This window comes from Paraburkholderia gardini (assembly GCF_907164545.1).
In the GTDB taxonomy this organism is placed as follows: Bacteria; Pseudomonadota; Gammaproteobacteria; order Burkholderiales; family Burkholderiaceae; genus Paraburkholderia; species Paraburkholderia gardini.
In genome coordinates this window covers 66,337-87,243 of the sequence record NZ_CAJQZB010000025.1, presented here as the reverse complement: position 1 = coordinate 87,243, position 20,907 = coordinate 66,337, and the positions used below count along the sequence as shown (strand labels likewise).

The window sequence follows — 20,907 nt, the reverse complement described above, 5'->3', positions numbered from 1 at the left end:
GTTTACCGATGGTACAGATGATGTTGAAGAATATAGTCCCACACGGCTTCAGGTACATGGCTCACGGCGATGTCCTGGGTGTTGCCGCCCGCGTGGTGCTGGAGCCGCTCGCGCAGGTGCGAGCGGATGTCGGTGGCCGAAACGTCGAACGCAAGCGTCGTATCGATCAGCAGATGGCCGCAGGGGGTGCCCTGCAAAACTTCCGCGCTGGCCTTGCGCGCGGCGATCTCGTCGGCCACCACTGGCGGGATCGTCGTCAATTCAAAACCGGGCCGCGTCGCCGCGCAGATATGCGCGTAGTCGAAGAGCCGTTTCCAGTCATGCCACGTGTCGAGGTGCACGAGCTGGTCGGCGCCGACCAGCAGTGACAGCGATACGTTCGCGCCTTCCCGCTCGCGCCAGCGTTGCAGCGTGCGGACGGTGTAAGTCGGGCCTGCGTGCTCGACCTCGTCGGTCGCGACGCTTGTCTTCACGCCCGGCAGCACGAGCGAGCGAGCCGCCGCACGCGTCATCGCCAGCCGGTGTTTCGCCGCCGACACGCCCGCTTTCTGCCACGGCTGGCCGGCGGGCAGGAGCACGAGTTCCGTCAGACGCAGCACGTCGGCGAAACGCCGCGCGAGCGCGAGGTGGCCGTCGTGGATAGGATCGAACGTGCCGCCGAGCAGACCGATCCGGCGAGGCAGCGCGACAGGATGAGCGTTCGGATTCAGGTGCAAGTCCTTTCGTGACGATGTGTTCAGGCCGGATGGCGGGCGCAGGCCCGCCTCAAACCCACTCGCGCGGCACGAGAAAATCGGAATACAGGCGCGCTTCCGGCGTGCCGGGCTCGGGCTGCCAGTTATAGCGCCAGTTCACCACGGGCGGCATCGACATCAGGATGGATTCCGTGCGTCCGCCGCTTTGCAGCCCAAACAGTGTGCCACGGTCGAAGACCAGGTTGAACTCGACATAACGGCCACGCCGATACGCCTGGAAATCGCGCTCGGCCTGGCCATACGGCTCTGCGCGGCGTTTTTCGACGATCGGCAGATACGCGTTCAGCAACGCATCGCCGACGCTTTTCACCATCTCGAACGAACGCTCGAAGCCCAGTTCGGCGAAATCGTCGAAGAAAATCCCGCCAATGCCGCGCGGCTCGTTGCGATGCTTGAGGAAGAAATACTCGTCGCACCATTGCTTGAAGCGCGGGTACAGGTCCGCGCCGTAAGGCTGGAGCGAATCGCGGCAGGCCGTATGAAAGTGCCGCGCGTCTTCCTCGTAACCATAGCAGGGCGTCAGATCCATGCCGCCGCCGAACCAGAACACGGGCGCCTCGCCCGCCTTCGTCGCGATCAGCATACGCACATTCATGTGGACTGTCGGGCAATACGGATTGTGCGGATGCAGCACGAGCGACACGCCCATCGCTTCAAAACCACGTCCGGCAAGCTGCGGCCGCGCCGCGCTGGCCGAGCCGGGCAGCGCATCGCCGGCGACGTCCGAAAAGCCGATGCCCGCGCGCTCGAAGAAGTTGCCGCCTTCGAGAATGCGCGTGACGCCGCCGCCGCGCAGCTTTTCGCCGGGCGCGCGCTGCCATGCGTCGGTCGCAAAGGGCTTGCCGTCGAAGGCGCCGAGCGTGTCGGCGATGTGCGTCTGCAGGCTTTCGAGCCACACGCGGACGGCCTGTACGTCACAGGTTGAATCGGTCATGGGTGCTGGTCGGCGGCCAGAAACGTCAGGCCGCGGGTTCATGAGTGGGCGGTGATGGGACGGGCAGGGGCGCCCGCGCGCTTCCGGTCACGCCGCCACGCCGCGGGACATCCCGAAGTGTAGCGTTCCCCGCGAAGCGCGCCATGCTGCGGTGCGGCTTCAGTGCTTGCGGTTGACTGCGCGATAACCGATGTCGCGACGATACTGCATGCCGTCGAACGAGATCTGGTTGATCGTTTCGTAGGCCACCGATTGCGCGCTGCGTACCGAATCCGCCAGACCGACCACGCACAGCACGCGTCCGCCCGACGTCGTCAGCTTGCCGTCTTTCAGCGTCGTGCCGGCGTGGAACGTCACGGAATCGGCGGATTCAGCGGGGATGTCGCTGATGCGGTCGCCCTTGCGCGGCGTATCGGGATAGTTGTGCGCGGCCAGCACGACGCCCAGCGCCGTGCGGCGATCCCATTCCAGTTCGACCGTATCGAGCGTGCCCGCGATCGCCTGCTCGACGACCTTCGAGAAATCGCCCTTCAGGCGCGCCATGATCGGCTGCGTTTCCGGGTCGCCCATGCGGCAATTGAATTCGAGCGTCTTCGGGTTGCCCTGCGCGTCGATCATCAGGCCGGCGTACAGGAAACCGGTGAACCGGATACCTTCTTTTTCCATGCCGCGCACGGTGGGCAGGATGATCTCGCGCATGACGCGCGCATGCAGTTGCGGCGTGACGATCGGTGCCGGCGAATAGGCGCCCATGCCGCCCGTGTTCGGACCCTGATCGTCGTCCAGCAGACGCTTGTGATCCTGGCTCGACGCCAGCGGCAGCACGTGCTTGCCGTCGACCATCACGATGAAGCTCGCTTCCTCGCCTTCCAGGAATTCCTCGATCACGACGCGCGCGCCGGCGTCGCCCAGCTTGTTGTCGGACAGCATCATGTCGACGGCGGTATGCGCTTCCTCAAGCGTGGTCGCGACCACGACGCCCTTGCCGGCGGCGAGGCCATCGGCCTTGATGACGATCGGCGCGCCCTTCGAATCCAGATACGCGTGCGCGGCGGCGACATCGGCGAACGTTTCGTATTCGGCGGTCGGGATCGCGTGGCGCTTCATGAAGGCCTTCGCGAAATCTTTCGAGCTTTCGAGTTGTGCCGCTTCCCTCGACGGCCCGAAAATCTTCAGACCACGCGAGCGGAACAGATTGACGATGCCGGCGGCGAGCGGCGTTTCCGGCCCGACCAGCGTGAAGGCGATCTGTTCTTTCTCGACGAAATCAGCAAGCTCGTTCAGGTCGGTGATATCGACGTTGCGCAGACGCTCGTCCTGCGCGGTGCCGCCGTTGCCTGGAGCCACGTAGACAAGCTGAACGCGCGGCGACTGCGCGAGCTTCCATGCGAGCGCGTGTTCGCGACCGCCGGACCCGACGACGAGTAACTTCATGTGATTCCCCGAAGACTAAAAAACAATGACGGCTGATACGCACGCATCAGCCGTGGTTTGCCGCAACAACTGCACCCTGCGCTGCAACTTCGCCGATCGACCCCACGAGGCGCGACCACCGCGCTGCCGGCCGTCGCCGCACGACCTGTGCGACGCGCGTGGCGCATCGCATCGCCGCCGCCGTCTCGCCCGCCGCGGCGCACAGGGCGCACAACCGGTGGTGGCCGCGCAGAAGGCACCCGGCCGTGCCGCGCACCGGTTATTCGTCGGCGATGGCTGCGTTTGTATAGACTTCCTGCACGTCGTCCAGGTTTTCCAGGGCGTCGAGCAGTTTCTGCATTTTTGCTGCGTCGTCGCCGGTGAATTCGACTTCCGTTTGCGGCTTCATCGTGACTTCCGCTACTTCTGCCTTGAAGCCGGCAGCTTCGAGCGCAGCCTTCACCTTCGGGAAATCGTTCGCCGGGCAGACCACTTCGATGCTGCCGTCGTCGTTCGTGACGACGTCGTCCGCGCCGGCTTCGAGCGCGGCTTCCATCAGCGTGTCTTCCGGCGTGCCGGGCGCGAACAGGAACTGGCCGACGTGATCGAACATGAACGACACCGAGCCGTCCGTGCCCATGTTGCCGCCGAACTTCGAGAACGCGTGGCGCACTTCCGCGACCGTACGCGTGCGGTTGTCGGTCATCGTGTCGACGATGATCGCCGCGCCGCCGATGCCGTAGCCTTCGTAGCGGATTTCCTCGTAGGTCGCGCCGTCAACGCCGCCCACGCCGCGCTGGATCGCGCGGTTGATGTTGTCCTTCGGCATGTTGGCGTCGTACGCCTTGTCGACGGCGAGCCGCAGACGCGGGTTCGTGTCGGCGTCGCCCCCGCCCATGCGGGCCGCGACCTGAATTTCCTTGATCAGCCGCGTCCAGACTTTGCCGCGTTTGGCATCGGTCGCCGCTTTCTTATGCTTGATGTTGGCCCATTTCGAATGACCCGCCATTGCTTTCTCCGTCGCATGCGCCAGTGAGGTGCACGCATTAATCCGATTGTCGATGCGTTTTCGTTGCCTGATCACACGCGCGTACAGACGCGTCAGGCGCGCCTCGCAGCGTGGAGGCCGGTTTGCGCCGCGTGATGAGCGGATTCGAATTTTATCATGCCGGCGTGGAGCGGCAGGGGGTCAGGGCGGGGAAATGCGGCGGGTTTGATGCAGGCGGAAGCAGTGATTGCAAATATAAACATTTTTGCTTATATTTGTCACGGTGTTCACGGACACAGGGGGGAAGGTGAAACAAAGCGAGTTCAAACGCTGGCTCGCTGACCGTGGGGCAACTTTCGAACAGGGTACAAAGCATTTGAAGGTATATCTGAACAGTCGGCAGACCACGATGCCACGGCATCCCGCTCATGAGATTTCTGAGCCGCTTCGAAAGGCCATTCTGAAGCAGTTGAACTGTAAATAAGGCCAGGCCCCGCAAGGGGCTTGCTGATGACCCGTGCTGACTGCCCGGGAACATGACACACGGAGAGTTACATGTTTCGTTATCCCGCCCACATCGAAAGGGACGAGGCCGGCTTCACCGTTTCGTTCCGCGATATTCCGGAAGCGCTAACGTCGGGCGCGACGCTCGACGAAGCGCGGGAAATGGCCGTCGACGCGCTGGCCACGGCGATGGATTTTTATTTCGAGGACAAGCGCCCGGTGCCTGCGCCTTCAAAACCCCGGCGCGGAGAAGCGCTGATCGAGCTGCCGGCAAGTCTGGCCGCGAAGGTCCTGTTGCTGAACGAAATGCTCATGCAAAAGGTTTCACCGGCCGAACTGGCGAGACGCCTTCATACCCGGCCGCAGGAAATCCAGCGTGTCATCGATATCGGTCACGTGACGAAGATCGATACGATCGCGTCGGCATTCGCGGCGCTGGGCAAGCGCCTCGAGCTTTCCGTAGTGCCGGCCTGACGCCGCCACTCCGCCCCGTCAGTTCTTGGTGCCGAACAGACGGTCGCCGGCGTCGCCCAGACCGGGCACGATATACGCGTGCTCGTTCAGGTGCGAATCGAGCGAAGCGACGTACAGCTTCACGTCCGGATGCGCGTCCTGGAACACCTGGACGCCTTCGGGCGCGGCCACCAGCGCGAGGAACATGATGTTTTCGCCCGGCACGTCGCGGCGCTTGAGCACGTCGACGGCGTGCGCCGCCGAATAGCCGGTCGCGACCATCGGATCGCACAGGATGAAGATCCGGTCTTCCAGGTCGGGCAGGCGCACGAGGTATTCCACCGGCCGGTGATCGTCGGCGCGATACACGCCGATGTGGCCGACACGCGCCGACGGAATCAGCTCCAGCAGGCCGTCCGACATCCCGATGCCCGCGCGCAGCACCGGCACGATCGCGAGCTTCTTGCCCGCGATCACCGGTGCGTCGATGTCGACGAGCGGCGTCGAGACCGGACGGGTGGTCATCGGCAGGTTGCGGGTGATTTCGTAGCCCATCAGCAGCGTGATTTCGCGCAGCAGTTCGCGGAACGTGCGCGTGGACGTGTCCCGGTCGCGCATGTGCGACAGCTTGTGCTGGATCAGCGGGTGATCGAGGATGAAAAGATTGGGGAAACGGCTGTCCTGTGTCATGGCGTATGCGCGGGCGGCGGCAAGAGGGATCGGCTGGCGCGTCGCCTTGCGCCGGAAACCGGCCGGCAGCGCGCGCCACGGCTGCAAGTTTACCGAAAGTGCCGCAGGAAGATACCGGAGATTGCAAGGCAGGCACCGGCAGCACGCCGTCGATTCTTCTAGAATCGGGGCATCAGCGCCGCCGCAAGGTCGCCGCATGGTCGCCACGGGGCCGCAAGGCAGGCCGGCCCGGCCGTTATTGAGCTTTCGATACTGAAGCCTCGACACTGACACACTGACAGAAAGGATACGGAAATGGATCTGGGCATCGCAGGACGGACCGCGCTGGTGTGCGCGGCAAGCAAGGGCCTCGGACGGGGTTGCGCCGAAGCGCTCGCCGCCGAAGGTGTGAACGTCGTCATCGTCGCGCGCACGGCGCAGACGCTCGAGGCCACCGCCGCCGCGATCCGCGCGGCGAGCGGCGTCGACGTGAAAACCGTCGCCTGCGACATCACCACGCCCGAAGGGCGCGCGGCCGCGCTTGCCGCGTGTCCGCAGCCGGACATTCTCATCAACAACGCGGGCGGCCCGCCGCCGGGCGACTTTCGCCAGTTCACACACGACGACTGGATCCGCGCGCTCGAAGCCAACATGCTGACGCCGATCGAACTGATGCGCGCGACGATCGACGGCATGATCGGCCGCGGGTTCGGCCGCATCGTCAACATCACGAGTTCGGCGGTCAAGGCACCGATCGACGTGCTCGGTCTTTCGAATGGCGCGCGCTCGGGGCTGACGGGTTTCGTCGCGGGTCTCGCGCGCAAGGTCGCGCCGCAGGGCGTGACGATCAATAACCTGCTGCCGGGCATGTTCGACACCGACCGCATCGCCGCCACGATGGCGGCGCAGGCGAAAGCGCAGGACATCTCGATCGAGGAGTCGCGCAAGCGCCGGATGGCGTCGATTCCGGCAGGCCGTTTCGGCACGCCCGACGAGTTCGGCCGCGCCTGCGCGTTCCTGTGCAGCACGCATGCGGGTTACATTACCGGCCAGAACTGGCTGATCGACGGAGGATCGTATCCAGGCACGTTCTGATATCCGTCGTCGCGGGTCACGTTTGATCGCCGCTTGATCGTATTACCCAACCATAACAGCACACTCAGGAGTATGGCTTCATGACCACCCGCGTCGCGCTCATCGCGCACGATCACAAGAAGGACGACATCGTCCAGCTCTCCGGCGAATACGTCGACACGCTCGCGCGCTGCGAACTCCTCGCGACGGGCACGACCGGTTCGCGGATCGCCGCGGCGCACGGGCTGACGGTCGAGCGGATGCTGTCGGGGCCGCACGGCGGCGACCTGCAGATCGGCGCGCAGCTCGCGGAAGGCCGCGTCGACATGGTGATCTTCCTGCGCGATCCGATGACGCCGCAGCCGCACGAACCGGACATCAACGCGCTCGTTCGTGCCTGCGACGTGCACAACATTCCGTGCGCGACGAACATTTCGACCGCGCGGATGATTCTCGACGTGCTGACGCTGCGTCTCACGCAGAAGGTCTGACGCGGGCTCTGACACACTGATCTTTCCAGCCAGTCGCAACATCAGGAGACACCATGACGAAAGCGATCCGATTCGACAGGACAGGCGGCCCGGAAGTAATGAAATGGGTCGACGTCGACGTGGGCAAGCCGGGTGACGGCGAAATCCGCATCCGTCAGCATGCGGTCGGCCTCAACTACATCGATGTGTATTTTCGCACCGGCCTGTATCCGCTGCCGCTGCCGGGCGGGCTCGGCATGGAAGCCGCCGGCGAAGTGACGGAAGTCGGCGCGGGCGTAACGGGCGTGAAGGTGGGCGAGCGCGTCGCCTATGTGGCACGCCCGCCGGGCGCGTACGCGCAGGAGCGCGTGCTGCCGGCCGCGCAGGTCGTGAAGCTGCCTGACGCGATCAGCTATGAAGACGCCGCATCGGTGATGCTGCAGGGACTCACCGCGCAATATCTGCTGCGGCGCACGTACCCGGTGAAAGCCGGCGACACGATCCTGATCCAGGCGGCGGCGGGCGGTGTCGGCCTGCTCGCGTGCCAGTGGGCGAAAGCACTCGGCGCGACGGTGATCGGCACGGTCGGTTCGGACGAGAAAGCCGAAATCGCGAAGGCCCACGGTTGCGATCACGCGATCGTCTACACGCGCGAGAACTTCACGAAGCGGGTGCGCGAAATCACGAATGGCGCGGGTGTCCCGGTTGTTTACGATTCGATCGGCAAGGACACGTTTACCGCGTCGCTCGACTGTCTCGCGCCGCTTGGCATGTTCGTGAGCTTCGGCAACGCGTCGGGTCCGCTGCCGCCGATCGACTCGTCCGAATTCGCCGGACGCGGTTCGCTCTTCTTCACGCGGCCGACGCTCTTCACGTATATGGGCAAACGCGCCGACTACGAGGCGATGGCCGCCGAACTCTTCGACGTCATCGCGACAGGCAAGGTGAAGACGAGCGTGAACCAGCGTTACGCGTTGTCGGACGTGGGCAACGCGCACGCGGATCTGGAAGGCCGTCGCACGACAGGCTCGACGGTGCTGCTGCCCTGACGTGAGCGGCGCGACGTAACGCAGCAAGAGAAACGCAACGACAAGGGCCGTGCCCGGGAAACCGGGCACGGCCCTTGTCGTTTACGCGTTTTTTATACAGCGGCCTGAAGCTTTGACCCGTCCTTTACGCGCATCGGCATATCCTGGCAGGCATCCAAAGTCCATACAGGGAGAACGCTAAATGGATGTGCTGTACATCGGGGGCCTGGTGCTGTTTTCGGCGCTGACCTTTGCATTGATCGCCGGCTGCGAAAAGTTGATGCAGTTGCGCCGTGGCCAGGGAGCGCGCTCATGACCTGGATCCTGTGGCTCTCGGGCTCGGCAACGGCGTTGCTGTTTGGCTATCTCGTCTATGCGCTGTTGCGCGCGGAGGACATTGAATGAACCCGAACAATGTCCTTCAAAGCGGGCTCTTCCTGATCGTCCTGCTCGCGGCGGCGGTGCCCGTCGCGCGCCATATCACGAAGGTGATGGACGGCACCTCGCGCGCCGTGCGCCTCGGCGCGCCGCTCGAACGGCTGCTGTATCGCGTCGCGGGCGTCGATCCGTCGAAGGAAATGGGCTGGAAGCACTACGCGATCGCGACGATCGCGTTCAACACGTTCGGCGTCGCCTTCCTGTATCTGTTGCTGCGCGTGCAGGGCTGGTTGCCGGGCAATCCGCAACAGTTCGGCGCGATGACCGTCGACGGCGCGTTCAACACGGCCGTCAGCTTCGTCACGAACACGAACTGGCAGGACTATTCGCCGGAACAGACGGTCGGCTATCTTGCGCAGATGCTCGGCTTCACGGTGCAGAACTTCCTGTCGGCGGCAACGGGCATCGTCGTCGTGATCGCGCTGATTCGCGGTTTCGCACGCCATACGGCGCAGACCATCGGCAACTTCTGGGTCGATATCACGCGCGTGACGATGTATGTGCTCGTGCCGATGTCGGTGGTGATCGCCGTTCTGATGATGAGCCAGGGCGTGATCCAGAACTTCAAGGCGTATCAGGACGTCCCGACGCTGCAAACCACCACCTACGCCGCGCCGAAACTCGACGCGCAGGGCAACCCGGTGAAGGACGCGAAGGGCAATGCGGTCACGGTCGATACGCCGGTGAAGACGCAGACCATCGCAATGGGTCCGGTGGCTTCGCAGGAAGCGATCAAGATGCTCGGCACGAACGGTGGCGGCTTCTTTAATGGCAACTCGGCGCATCCGTATGAAAACCCGACGCCGTTCTCGAACTTCCTGCAGATCTTCTCGATCCTGATCATTCCGGCCGCGCTGTGTCTCGTGTTCGGGCAGATGATCGCCGACCGCAGGCAGGGCATCGCGGTGCTCGCCGTGATGACGATTGCGTTCGCCGTCTGCGTGGCGGGCGAAACCGGCGCGGAGCAGAGCGGCAATCCGGCGCTCACGGCATTGCACGTCGACCAGTCGGCGAACGCGCTGCAGCCGGGCGGCAACATGGAAGGCAAGGAGACGCGCTTCGGCATCGCGCAGTCGGGCATCTTCACTGTCGCGACGACCGCGGCGTCGTGCGGCGCGGTCGACACCATGCACGATTCGCTGACACCGCTCGGCGGGCTGATTCCGATGCTCCTGATCCAGCTCGGCGAAGTGATCTTCGGCGGCGTCGGCTCGGGTCTTTACGGGATGCTCGTGTTCGCGCTGCTCGCCGTGTTCGTCGCGGGCCTGATGATCGGCCGCACGCCGGAATACGTCGGCAAGAAAGTCGAGGCGTACGAGATGAAGATGGTGTCGATCGTCGTGCTGCTGACGCCGCTGCTGGTGCTCGTCGGCACGTCGATTGCCGTGCTCGCCGACGCGGGCAGGGCAGGTATCGCGAACCCCGGCGCGCACGGTTTCTCCGAAATCCTCTATGCGTTCAGTTCCGCTGCGAACAACAACGGCAGCGCCTTCGCCGGCCTCACCGTGAGCACGCCGTTCTACAACTGGCTTCTTGGTGTCGCGATGTGGTTCGGCCGCTTCGGCTCGATCGTGCCGGTGCTGGCGATCGCGGGCTCGCTCGCCGCGAAAAAGCGCATCGCCGTCACGGGCGGCACGCTACCGACGCACGGCCCGCTCTTCGTCGTGCTGCTGCTGGGGACGGTGCTGCTGGTCGGCGCGCTGACGTACGTGCCCGCCCTTGCACTCGGGCCCGGTGTCGAACATCTGATGATGATCGTCGGCCATTGATGTGGCATTTCACTGGAACTCGGACAAAAGAAAATGACTGACCATTCTGCAACCCGGTCCATGTTCGACCCGGCGCTGGTGCGCCCGGCGATCGCGGACTCCTTCAGAAAACTCACGCCGCGTACGCAGTTTCGCAACCCGGTGATGTTCTGTGTGTACGTCGGCAGCATCCTGACGACGATCCTCTGGGTCGCCGCGCTGGCCGGCCAGGCCGAAGCGCCCGCGGGTTTCATTCTCGCGGTCACGCTGTGGCTATGGTTCACGGTGCTGTTCGCGAACTTCGCGGAGGCGCTTGCCGAAGGCCGTTCGAAGGCCCAGGCCGCGTCGCTGCGCAGCGCGAAGAAAGACGTGATGGCGAAGAGGCTCAACGAGCCGCATACGAAGTCGCCGATCCGCATCATGACCGCTACCGACCTGCGCCGCGGCGACGTCGTGCTCGTCGAAACCGGTGACGTGATTCCGGCCGACGGCGAAGTAATCGAAGGCGTCGCGTCGGTCGATGAATCGGCCATCACCGGCGAATCCGCGCCGGTGATCCGCGAGTCGGGCGGCGACTTTTCGTCGGTGACGGGCGGCACGCGTGTGCTGTCGGACTGGATCGTCGTGAAGGTGACGGCCAATCCGGGCGAGGCGTTTCTCGACCGCATGATCGCGATGGTCGAAGGCGCGAAGCGTCAGAAGACGCCGAACGAAATCGCGCTGACGATCCTGCTCGTCGCGCTGACGATCGTGATGCTGCTCGCTACCGCGACGCTTCTGCCGTTCTCGATATTCGCCGTCGAGGCGGCGAAAGCGGGCCACGTCGTGACGATCACGGCGCTCGTCGCGCTGCTCGTGTGCCTGATTCCGACGACGATCGGCGGCCTGCTGTCCGCCATCGGCGTGGCCGGCATGAGCCGCATGATGCAGGCGAACGTGATCGCCACGTCGGGCCGCGCGGTGGAAGCCGCGGGCGACGTCGACGTGCTGCTGCTCGACAAGACCGGCACGATCACGCTCGGCAACCGTCAGGCTTCGCTTTTCGTGCCGGCGCCAGGCGTCAGCGAGGAAACGCTGGCCGATGCGGCGCAACTGTCGTCGCTCGCCGACGAAACGCCGGAAGGCCGCAGCATCGTGGTGCTCGCGAAGCAGCGCTTCAACATCCGTCAACGCGATATGGCGACGCTGCATCCGGTGTTCCTCGCCTTCAGCGCGCACACGCGGATGAGCGGCGTCGACCTGTCCCCCCAGGGACCTTCCTCCGGGGCGTCCCCCCGGGAGATCCGCAAGGGCGCCGCCGATGCTGTGAAGCATTACGTCGAAGCGCACGGCGGTCGCTATCCGCAGGAAATCAGCAATGCGGTTGCCGAAGTCGCGCGGCGCGGCAGCACGCCGCTCGTGGTGGCGGAACAACTGGACGGCGCGGCGCGTGTGCTCGGTGTGATCGAACTGAAGGACGTCGTGAAGGGCGGCATCAAGGAGCGCTTTGCCGAACTGCGCAGGATGGGCATCAAGACCGTGATGGTGACGGGCGACAACCGGCTGACCGCGGCGGCGATCGCAGCGGAAGCCGGTGTCGACGATTTCCTCGCCGAAGCCACGCCCGAAGCGAAGCTCTCGACGATCCGCGCGCATCAGGCCGAGGGCCGTCTCGTCGCGATGACCGGCGACGGCACGAACGACGCCCCGGCGCTCGCCCAGGCCGACGTCGCCGTGGCGATGAACACCGGCACGCAGGCGGCGAAGGAAGCCGGCAACATGGTCGACCTCGATTCGAATCCGACCAAGCTGATCGAGATCGTCGAGATCGGCAAGCAGATGCTGATGACGCGCGGCTCGCTCACGACGTTCTCGATTGCCAACGACGTCGCCAAGTACTTCGCGATCATTCCGGCCGCGTTCGCCACGACCTACCCGGCGTTGAACGCGCTGAACGTGATGCATCTCGCGACACCGGCGTCCGCGATCATGTCGGCGGTGATTTTCAACGCGCTGATCATCGTGATGCTGATTCCGCTCGCGCTGAAGGGGGTGCGCTACCGGCCGCTCGGCGCCGCGGTGCTGCTGCGTCGCAATCTGCTGGTGTATGGCCTCGGCGGGATCATCGTGCCGTTCATCGGCATCAAGCTCATCGATATGGTGCTGGCCGCGTTCGGCTGGGTGTGATCAGGCCCGCTTCGGATCATTCAAAAGGAAACAGTCGTCATGAAATCGCTATTTCGTCCGCTCATCGTGATCTTCGCCGTGCTCAGCGCGGTGACGGGTCTCGCGTATCCCGCGGTGATGACCGCGGTGGGGCAGGCTGCCTTCCACGATCAGGCGAACGGCAGTCTCGTCGAAGTGAACGGCAGGGTGGTCGGCTCGACGCTGATCGGCCAGCAGTTCGACGCGCCGCGGTATTTCTGGGGCCGTCTGTCGGCAACGGCGCCGATGCCGTACAACGCGCAAGGCTCATCAGGCTCGAACATCGGCCCGACCAACCCGGCGCTCGTCGATGAAGTCAAAGGCCGCATCGACGCGCTGAAGGCCGCCGGCACTGACATGTCGCAGCCGGTGCCGGTCGATCTCGTGACGTCGTCGGCCAGCGGGCTCGATCCTGAGATCAGCCCGGCCGCGGCGGCGTATCAGATCGCACGCGTCGCGAAGGCGCGCGGGATGAACGCAAACGATGTGCAGGCACTGGTGGACCGTTATACGAGCGGGCGTCAGTTCGGCATCCTCGGCGAATCGCGCGTGAACGTGCTGGCGTTGAATCTCGCGCTCGACGCCGCGCATCGCGGATAGTTTTTGACGGGTGACATGCAGCAGGTGCACGTCAGGGCGGCGCTCGCGCGCCGCCTTTTGCGTTCGCACGGGCGCATCAAATTGCAGCGGATTCACTGGCGTGCGACCATGCACAGATGACCTGCCGCCCGCGCGCACGCCGCGGCGGCAACCTGGAACGACCACGCATGAACCGACCCGATCCCGATGCGCTCCTCGACCGGCTGCAGCGCGAGGAAGCCAGAAGCCAGCGTGGCAGGCTGAAGATTTTCTTCGGCGCTTCGGCGGGCGTGGGAAAAACGTATGCGATGCTGCAGGCGGCGCGCCGTAGTGCCGACGAGGGCGTCGACGTGGTCGTCGGCATTGCGGAAACGCACGGGCGCACCGAAACCGCCGCGGTGCTCGACGGCCTCGATGTGCTGCCGCTTGCGCAGATTGAATATCGCGGCCGCAAGCTCGGCGAATTCGATCTCGACGCCGCGCTCGCGCGCAAGCCGCAACTGATCCTGGTCGACGAGCTCGCGCATTCGAACGTCCCCGGCGCGCGACATCTGAAGCGCTGGCAGGACGTCCACGAACTGCTCGACGCCGGCATCGAGGTCTATACGACGGTCAACGTGCAGCACCTCGAAAGCCTCAACGACGTGGTCGGACAGATCACCGGCATTCGGGTCTGGGAGACGGTGCCCGACCGCGTGTTCGACGGCGCGGATGAAGTCACGCTCGTCGATCTGCCGGCCGAGGAGCTGCTCGACCGGATGCGCGACGGCAAGGTCTATCTGCCGCAGCAGGCCGAGCGCGCGGTGCGCAATTTCTTTCGCAAAGGCAATCTGATCGCGTTGCGCGAACTCGCGTTGCGGCGCACGGCCGACCGGGTCGATGCGCAGATGCGCGAATACCGCGCCGACCAGTCGATCCAGCGTATCTGGCAGGCGCGCGACCGTCTGCTCGTCTGCGTCGGACCCGGACCGGATGCGCCCATGCTCGTGCGTGGTGCCGCGCGCCTCGCCGCGAGTCTGCGGGCCGACTGGATCGCCGTGTATGTCGAGACGCCGAAGCTGCAACGGCTGCCCGACGCGCGGCGCGAGCGCACGCTCAACGCGCTGAAGCTCGCCGCCGAACTCGGCGCGGAAACCGCGACGCTCGCCGGCAACGATGCCGTCGCCGCGCTGATCGGCTATGCGCGGGTACGCAACGTATCGAAGGTCGTGGCCGGTGCTTCGTCGCGCTCGGGTTTTACGCGCTGGGTTCGCCGTCCGCTGGGCGATCGCATCGCGGAGCGCGCGGGCGACCTCGATCTGACGTTGATCGGCGCGCCGCACGAAAGCGATGCCAGCGTGCGCCACGCGCCGCTGGATGCCGGCGCAAGCGCATGGCGGGACGCGCTGGGCGCGGTCCGCGAGCGACGTTCGTCGCCGTCCGCGTATGGCGGGGCACTGGCGATCTGCTCGGTCATCACGGTGGTGGCGAGCCGGCTCGAGAATCACATCGATCTGACCAATCTCGTCATGCTGTATCTGCTCGGCGTGATTTTCGCGGCGGCAAAGCTGGGGCGCGGCCCGGGCGTCGTGCTGTCGTTCATGAGCGTCGCGGCATTCGATTTCTTTTTCGTGCCGCCGCGCATGTCGCTGTCGGTGACGGATACGCAATATCTGCTGACGTTCCTCGGCATGCTGCTGACGGCGCTCGTGATCAGCCATCTGACGTCGAGCCTGCGCCACGAGGCGAGCGTCGCGCGGCGCCGCGAGCAGCGCACCGGGGCGATGTACGAAATGGCGCGCGAACTGGCTGCGGCGCTTGCGACCGAACAGATCGTCGGCATCGGCAGCCGGCATGTGAGCGACGTGTTTCGCGCGCGCGTCGCGATCCTTTTGCCCGACAGCGCCGATCAGGTCAGGCAGAAGATCGAGGAAACCGATCCGGCCGTCACGCTCGATGGTGCCGCGCTCGATATCTACGTGGGACAGTGGGTCTACGACCAGCAGAAACCGGCGGGCCACGGTACCGATACGCTGCCGGCCGCCACCGCGCTCTATCTGCCGTTAAAGGCGCCGATGCGCACGCGCGGCGTGCTCGCGGTCGTCACGCGAGACGATCGCGAGCTCGACGTGCCGGAACAGCAGCGTATGCTCGACGCCTTCGCCGCGCAGATCGCGCTCGCGCTCGAACGCGTGCATTACGTCGACATCGCGCGCGATGCGCTCGTGAACATGGAATCGGAGCGCCTGCGCAATTCATTGCTGTCGGCGATTTCGCACGACCTGCGCACGCCGCTGACGGCGATCGTCGGCTTTTCATCGATGCTTGCGCAGCAGCATGAAGCGAACGTGGAGCCGAAACCCGGCGACGATCTCGTCGACGCGATTCACGAAGAAGCGCTGCGGATGACGGGGATCGTCACGAATCTTCTCGACATGGCACGGCTTCAGGCGGGCGGCTTGCAGCTGAATCGCCAGTGGTCGCTGCTCGAGGAGACGGTGGGCGCCGCGTTGCGCGCGTGCCGCCGGGTGCTGGCGCGGCATCCGGTGCAGGTGAAGCTGCCGCTCGATCTGCCGCTGCTTCAGCTCGACGCGGTGTTGATGGAGCGGCTCTTTTCGAACCTGTTCGAAAACGCCGCGAAATACGCGCCGCTGGATACGCCGCTTGCGATCGGCGCCGAACGCATCGAAGACGACGGCAAGCCGTTCGTGCGCGTGACTGTCGACGATGCCGGCCCGGGTTTGCCTGCCGGCATGGAAACGCGCGTGTTCGAGAAATTCACGCGCGGCGAGAAGGAATCGGCGAAGCCTGGCATCGGCTTGGGGCTTGCAATCTGCCGCGCGATCGTCGACGCGCATGGCGGTACAATCGGCGCGGCCAGTCGCGTCGCATCCGACGGACGGATCGAAGGCGCGCGCTTCTGGTTCACGTTGCCGGTGGAGACCCCACCACCCGAACCCGAAGCGTCCGATTTGCTGGATTCGTTCGATGAGCCGGATGTACCCGCGCCAATTTCAAAGCCCGCCCATGAGTGACCCGAGCATTACCGTCGTGCTGATCGAAGACGAAAAACAGATCCGGCGCTTCGTGCGCACGTCACTGGAAGGCGAGGGCATGGTGGTCCACGACGCGGAGACCGGCAAGCAGGGTCTCGTCGAAGCCGCCACGCGCAAACCCGATCTGGTGATCGTCGATCTGGGCCTGCCCGACACCGACGGCCTCGACGTGATCCGCGAGCTGCGCGGCTGGAGCGAACTGCCGGTCATCGTGCTGTCGGCACGCACGCAGGAAAGCGAAAAGGTCGCGGCCCTCGACGCCGGCGCGGACGATTACCTGACCAAGCCGTTCGGTGTGTCCGAACTGCTCGCGCGGATCCGCGCGCATTTGCGCCGGCGCAACCATGGCGGGGCGAGCGAAGCGCCGCAGGTCCATTTCGGCGCGATCACGGTCGATCTGGCGTTGCGCCAGGTGACCCGTGAAGGCGCGCCCGTGCATCTGACGCCGCTCGAATACCGTCTGCTCGCCACGCTCGTGCGCCACGCCGGCCGCGTGCTGACGCACCGTCAACTGCTGCGCGATGTGTGGGGCCCCTCGCACGTCGAAAGTCATCACTACCTGCGCATCTACATGGCGCATCTGCGGCAGAAACTGGAGCGCGATCCGGCCCAGCCGGAACATATCGTGACCGAAACGGGTGTCGGCTACCGGCTCGTCGGCGCCACATGATCATATGATTCCGGATATCCCGGCCCGGCGCGGCCAGATCCGTCTTGATATAATCGCGACCGTGTAAGGACGACCTTGCACGTGTTCTGTATAGCGGGGACGACCCCATCTCATCCATGGAGGTCCCTCGTGTCCTGGATTCTTCTTTTTATCGCCGGTTTGCTGGAAGTCGCATGGGCGGCCGGTCTCAAATCCTCCGAAGGTTTCACGCGTTTCTGGCCGTCGGCGTTCACGGTCGTGACGGCGCTCGGCAGTTTCATCCTGCTCGCGATGGCCATGCGCCAGTTGCCGCTCGGCACGGCTTACGCCGTCTGGACGGGCATCGGCGCGGTCGGCGCATTCATCTTCGGCATCGTGATGCTGGGCGAGGCGCTGACGGCGGCGCGGGTGGCGAGCGCGGCGCTGATCGTCGTCGGGTTGATCGGGCTGAAGCTGTCTTCGGGCCACTGAGCGCACCGGTTACAGGCGGAGCGCCCCGCCCCGCCCGTGGATGTCGCGCAACGCCGGGTGTCCTTCCCGGACGTCATTCAGCGGCCTGCGAATCAACGTGGCTATAATGAAACCAGATCCAGTCACAAAGAGCCTCGCGCGGCTGGTCTGGCGTCGCTTCGGGTCTGATCGACCGCGCTGGCGCAGCGAGATCCGTCACCGTGCCGGCCAGTGGGTTCGCCATGCACGTCGCCCGTGCGACGCGCGTGAACGACCGTCCACCAGGTGCAGCGCGTCAGGAGGCAGCCATGCTTGAATCACTTTCGCTTGCAGCAGGCCTTTCCTGGGGTAGCGGCTTGCGCCTCTATCTGACTGTGTTGCTGGCTGGCATCTTCGAACGGCTTGGCTTCATCCATCTTCCCGAAACGCTGTCCGTACTGTCGTCGCCGTGGGTCATCGGCGCCGCCGCGGTGCTAACCGTCGCTGAATTCCTCGCCGACAAGATTCCCGCGTTCGATTCCCTCTGGGACGCGATTCACACCTTCATCCGCATTCCCGCTGGTGCGATGCTTGCAGCCGGTGCGCTCGGGCACGCCGATCCGGCGCTGCTGACCGTCGCGGCGCTCGCGGGCGGCACGCTCGCCGGCACCGCGCATCTGGCGAAGGCCGGCACGCGGGCGCTGATCAATCTCTCGCCGGAACCGGTGTCGAACGTGGTCGCGTCTTCCGCGGAGGATGGGCTCGTGTTCGGCGGCCTGCTGCTCGCGCTCTTCGTGCCGTTCCTGTTCCTGCTGCTGCTGATCGGTTTCCTGATGGCGGCCGCGTGGGCGTTGCCGCGTTTGTGGCGCGGCGTGCAGGGCGGTTTTCGTGGGATGGCGAACCATATGGTGTCGCGACTCGTCAGGAGCCGGCACGATTGAGCGACTCGCAGCGTATTTCGATCAACGTTTCGGCAGGCGCAAGGCGAGCGCGCCGCTTCACGCTGTCTGATCTCATCGCGCAGGCCGCTCGCATGACGCTGCGCGACTGGCGCGCGGGCGAACTGACGATGCTGCTGCTCGCGCTGGTGCTGGCCGTAGCAGCGCTCTCGAGCGTCGGCTTTCTTGCCGACCGCCTGCATCAGGGGCTCGAGCGCGACGCGCGACAGATGATCGGCGCCGATTTCATCGTGCGCGCCGATCATCCGGTCGATCCGCAGTTCAGCCGGGAAGCCACGGCGCTGAAGCTGAACACGGCGCGCACCGCGATTTTCCCTTCGATGATCAGTTCGACGGCGGCCCAGCCGTTGTCGCGGCTCGCGGCGATCAAGGCCGTGTCGGACGCCTATCCGTTGCGCGGCGCGCTGCGCATCGCCCCCGCGCCCGATGCGCCCGACCACGCCGCCAGCGCGATTCCGCCGAAAGGCACCGTGTGGGTCGATCCGGCGCTGCTCGATGCGCTGAAGCTGCGCGTGGGCGATCCGGTGAAGGTCGGCAGCCGCACGTTCACGATTGGCGCGGTGATCACGCGTGAGCTGGACCGCGGGTTCTCGTTCGTCAACTTTTCACCGCGCCTGATGATGCGCGACGACGAACTCGCGTCGACCGGATTGATCGCTTACGGCAGCCGGGTCACGTATCGCCTGCTCGTCGCCGGTCAGGACGACGCCGTCGCGCAGTTCGCGCAGTGGTCGCATGCGCGCGTCGATGGCGGCAAGATGCGCGGCGTCGCGCTGGAATCGTTGCAGGACGGCCAGCCGCAGGTGCGCCAGACGCTCGACCGCGCGAGCCATTTCCTCACGCTTGTCTCACTGCTCACGGCGTTGCTGGCGGCCGTCGCGATCGCGATGGCCGCGCATCGCTACATGCGCCGACACCTCGACGGCTGCGCGGCGATGCGCTGCCTCGGCGTCAGCCAGAAAACGCTGCGCGCGCTCTTCACGCTCGAATTCATCGGGCTTGGCGTGATCGGCGGCGCGCTGGGCGTCCTGCTCGGTTTTGGCGGCCATCTTGCGTTGCTGTGGTGGCTCGCGAGCCTCATCGACGTCGCGTTGCCGTGGCCGTCCGCGTGGCCCGCGCTCGAAGGCGTCGCGGCCGGTCTCGTCCTGCTGCTCGGCTTCGCGCTGCCGCCGCTGTTGCCGCTCACGCGTGTGCCGCCGGTGCGCGTGCTGCGCCGCGAGTGGGGCGAGGAGGGGCGCATCGCATGGGCTGCGTACGCGCTCGGCATCGTGCTGTTCGCGGCGTTGCTGATCGTCGCGGCGGGTGAACTGAAGCTGGGCGGCATCGTCGCGGGGGGCTTCGCGGGCGGGCTGCTCGTGTTCGCGCTCGTCGCGCGGCTCGCGTTGTGGGGTGCCTCGAAGCTCGTGCGCAGCGAGCGGGTGAACGCGGGCATCGGCTGGCGGTATGCGCTGGCTTCGCTGGAACGGCGCAGCAACGCGAGCGCGTTGCAGATCACCGCGCTGGGCATCGGCCTCATGTGCCTGCTGCTGATCGCGATGACACGCAACGATCTCGTCGCCGGCTGGCGCAAATCGACGCCGCCCGATGCGCCGAACGAGTTCATCATCGACATCCAGCCCGCCCAGCGCGAAGCAGTGACGCAGTATCTGACGGCGCACGGCCTGCCGGGTGCCGAACTGTCGCCGATGGTGCGCGGCCGGCTGATCGGGATCAACGGCAAGCCGGTCAATCCCGATTCGTACAAGTCCGAGGACGCGCGGCGCCTCGTGGATCGCGAGTTCAATCTCTCGTACACGACGAGCCTGCCTGACGACAACCGCATCGAGGCCGGCACGTGGTATGGCAAAACCACTTCGCCGCAGATCTCGATCGAACAGGGGCTCGCGAAAATCCTCGACGTGAAGCCCGGTGATACGCTGCGTTTCGACGTGACCGGACTGCGGATCGACGCGCCCGTCACGAGCGTGCGCAAGCTCGACTGGGGCTCGTTCAAGGTCAACTTCTTCGTGCTGATGCCGCCGGCCGCGTTGCAGGATTTTCCCGCGACGTTCATCACGAGCTTCCATTTACCACCCGAAAAGCGCGCGACGATCGACGGCCTGATCGCCACCTTTCCGAACCTCACCGCGATCGACACCGGCCCGATTCTCGCGCAGGTGCAGCGCGTGTTGCAGCAGGTGATCGGCGCGGTGCAGTTCCTGTTCGCGTTCACGCTCGCGGCGGGCGTGCTGGTGCTGTACGCGGCGCTCGCCGGCACGCGCGACGAGCGCATGCGAGAATCCGCGCTGCTACGCGCACTGGGTGCATCGCATACGCAGGTGCGTGCCGTTCAGGTGGCCGAATTCGTCGCGGTCGGCGCGCTCGCCGGCCTGATGGCGGCGCTGGGCGCGCAGGCCATCGGCTGGGTGCTCGCGACGCGCGTCTTCGATTTTCATCTCGAGCTCGACCCGTGGCTGCCGCCAGCCGGGATTGCCGCGGGCATCGCGTGCGCGGGCATCGGCGGCTGGCTGAGCCTGCGACGTGTGCTGGCGCGTCCGGCGCTCCAGTCGCTGCGCGACGCATGACGTTGCCTGTTTTTTCGACTTCCTTCTCTTTTCA

Annotated in this window: 19 protein-coding genes; 14 read left to right on the top strand and 5 right to left on the bottom strand. The window is 65.5% G+C overall.

Annotated features, from left to right (window positions below; genetic code table 11):
• Nucleotides 1–2: 2 nt before the first annotated feature.
• The 4 genes from LPA37_RS18020 to LPA37_RS18005 form a co-directional block, all read right to left on the bottom strand.
• A complete protein-coding gene (locus tag LPA37_RS18020) occupies nt 3–716 on the bottom strand; it encodes a nicotinate-nucleotide adenylyltransferase (RefSeq protein WP_228981918.1) in 714 nt (237 codons plus the stop codon).
• Between the two features lie 49 nt (nt 717–765).
• Nucleotides 766–1,689, bottom strand: a complete 924-nt coding sequence (gene hemF / locus LPA37_RS18015) for an oxygen-dependent coproporphyrinogen oxidase (protein WP_228981920.1) — start codon at nt 1,687–1,689, stop codon at nt 766–768.
• Between the two features lie 159 nt (nt 1,690–1,848).
• A complete protein-coding gene (gene purD / locus LPA37_RS18010) occupies nt 1,849–3,123 on the bottom strand; it encodes a phosphoribosylamine--glycine ligase (protein WP_229013236.1) in 1,275 nt (424 codons plus the stop codon).
• Nucleotides 3,124–3,382: 259 nt separating this feature from the next.
• The gene (locus LPA37_RS18005) at nt 3,383–4,111 is read right to left on the bottom strand and encodes a YebC/PmpR family DNA-binding transcriptional regulator (protein WP_228981922.1); all 729 of its coding nucleotides are present in this window, start codon (nt 4,109–4,111) and stop codon (nt 3,383–3,385) included.
• Nucleotides 4,112–4,645: 534 nt separating this feature from the next.
• On the opposite strand from LPA37_RS18005, the gene LPA37_RS17995 reads away from it, so the two are divergent.
• Entirely contained in the window at nt 4,646–5,068 is a 423-nt protein-coding gene (locus tag LPA37_RS17995) for a type II toxin-antitoxin system HicB family antitoxin (protein ID WP_228981929.1), read from the top strand.
• 18 nt (nt 5,069–5,086) lie between these two features.
• Here LPA37_RS17995 and upp read toward each other — a convergent pair whose 3' ends face one another.
• Nucleotides 5,087–5,737: a uracil phosphoribosyltransferase gene (upp, locus tag LPA37_RS17990; RefSeq protein WP_228981931.1), complete on the bottom strand. Its 651-nt coding sequence runs from the start codon at nt 5,735–5,737 to the stop codon at nt 5,087–5,089.
• A 294-nt stretch (nt 5,738–6,031) separates the two neighbouring features.
• On the opposite strand from upp, the gene LPA37_RS17985 reads away from it, so the two are divergent.
• The 13 genes from LPA37_RS17985 to LPA37_RS17925 all read left to right on the top strand — a co-directional run bounded on the left by LPA37_RS17985 (nt 6,032) and on the right by LPA37_RS17925 (nt 20,873).
• Complete coding sequence (locus tag LPA37_RS17985) at nt 6,032–6,811, top strand: SDR family oxidoreductase (RefSeq protein WP_228981933.1); 780 nt, start codon at nt 6,032–6,034, stop codon at nt 6,809–6,811.
• A gap of 80 nt (nt 6,812–6,891) precedes the next feature.
• Complete coding sequence (locus LPA37_RS17980; protein ID WP_228981935.1) at nt 6,892–7,281, top strand: methylglyoxal synthase; 390 nt, start codon at nt 6,892–6,894, stop codon at nt 7,279–7,281.
• Between the two features lie 53 nt (nt 7,282–7,334).
• A complete protein-coding gene (locus LPA37_RS17975) occupies nt 7,335–8,309 on the top strand; it encodes a quinone oxidoreductase family protein (protein WP_228981937.1) in 975 nt (324 codons plus the stop codon).
• A gap of 181 nt (nt 8,310–8,490) precedes the next feature.
• Nucleotides 8,491–8,604 (top strand): potassium ABC transporter ATPase, encoded by a 114-nt coding sequence (locus LPA37_RS17970; RefSeq protein ID WP_228981939.1) that lies wholly within the window; start codon nt 8,491–8,493, stop codon nt 8,602–8,604.
• Nucleotides 8,601–8,693, top strand: a complete 93-nt coding sequence (gene kdpF, locus LPA37_RS17965; protein ID WP_228981944.1) for a K(+)-transporting ATPase subunit F — start codon at nt 8,601–8,603, stop codon at nt 8,691–8,693. Before LPA37_RS17970 ends, kdpF begins: the two co-directional genes overlap by 4 nt.
• Complete coding sequence (kdpA, locus tag LPA37_RS17960) at nt 8,690–10,495, top strand: potassium-transporting ATPase subunit KdpA (protein ID WP_229013234.1); 1,806 nt, start codon at nt 8,690–8,692, stop codon at nt 10,493–10,495. The genes kdpF and kdpA overlap by 4 nt, the downstream gene beginning before the upstream one ends.
• Nucleotides 10,496–10,528: 33 nt before the next feature.
• Nucleotides 10,529–12,640 carry a potassium-transporting ATPase subunit KdpB gene (gene kdpB, locus LPA37_RS17955; RefSeq protein WP_229013233.1) on the top strand — a complete coding sequence of 704 codons (2,112 nt, stop codon included), beginning with the start codon at nt 10,529–10,531 and terminating at the stop codon, nt 12,638–12,640.
• A 39-nt stretch (nt 12,641–12,679) separates the two neighbouring features.
• A complete protein-coding gene (kdpC, locus tag LPA37_RS17950) occupies nt 12,680–13,258 on the top strand; it encodes a potassium-transporting ATPase subunit KdpC (RefSeq protein WP_229013232.1) in 579 nt (192 codons plus the stop codon).
• A gap of 167 nt (nt 13,259–13,425) precedes the next feature.
• Nucleotides 13,426–16,251, top strand: a complete 2,826-nt coding sequence (locus LPA37_RS17945) for a DUF4118 domain-containing protein (RefSeq protein WP_229013231.1) — start codon at nt 13,426–13,428, stop codon at nt 16,249–16,251.
• Nucleotides 16,244–16,942 (top strand): two-component system response regulator KdpE, encoded by a 699-nt coding sequence (gene kdpE, locus LPA37_RS17940; RefSeq protein WP_228981953.1) that lies wholly within the window; start codon nt 16,244–16,246, stop codon nt 16,940–16,942. Before LPA37_RS17945 ends, kdpE begins: the two co-directional genes overlap by 8 nt.
• 129 nt (nt 16,943–17,071) lie before the next feature.
• Entirely contained in the window at nt 17,072–17,392 is a 321-nt protein-coding gene (sugE, locus tag LPA37_RS17935; RefSeq protein WP_228981954.1) for a quaternary ammonium compound efflux SMR transporter SugE, read from the top strand.
• 287 nt (nt 17,393–17,679) lie between these two features.
• Nucleotides 17,680–18,291, top strand: coding sequence for a DUF4126 domain-containing protein (locus tag LPA37_RS17930; RefSeq protein WP_228981956.1), 612 nt, complete (start codon nt 17,680–17,682; stop codon nt 18,289–18,291).
• 92 nt (nt 18,292–18,383) lie between these two features.
• Nucleotides 18,384–20,873 carry an ABC transporter permease gene (locus LPA37_RS17925; protein WP_407672552.1) on the top strand — a complete coding sequence of 830 codons (2,490 nt, stop codon included), beginning with the start codon at nt 18,384–18,386 and terminating at the stop codon, nt 20,871–20,873.
• Nucleotides 20,874–20,907 lie beyond the last annotated feature (34 nt).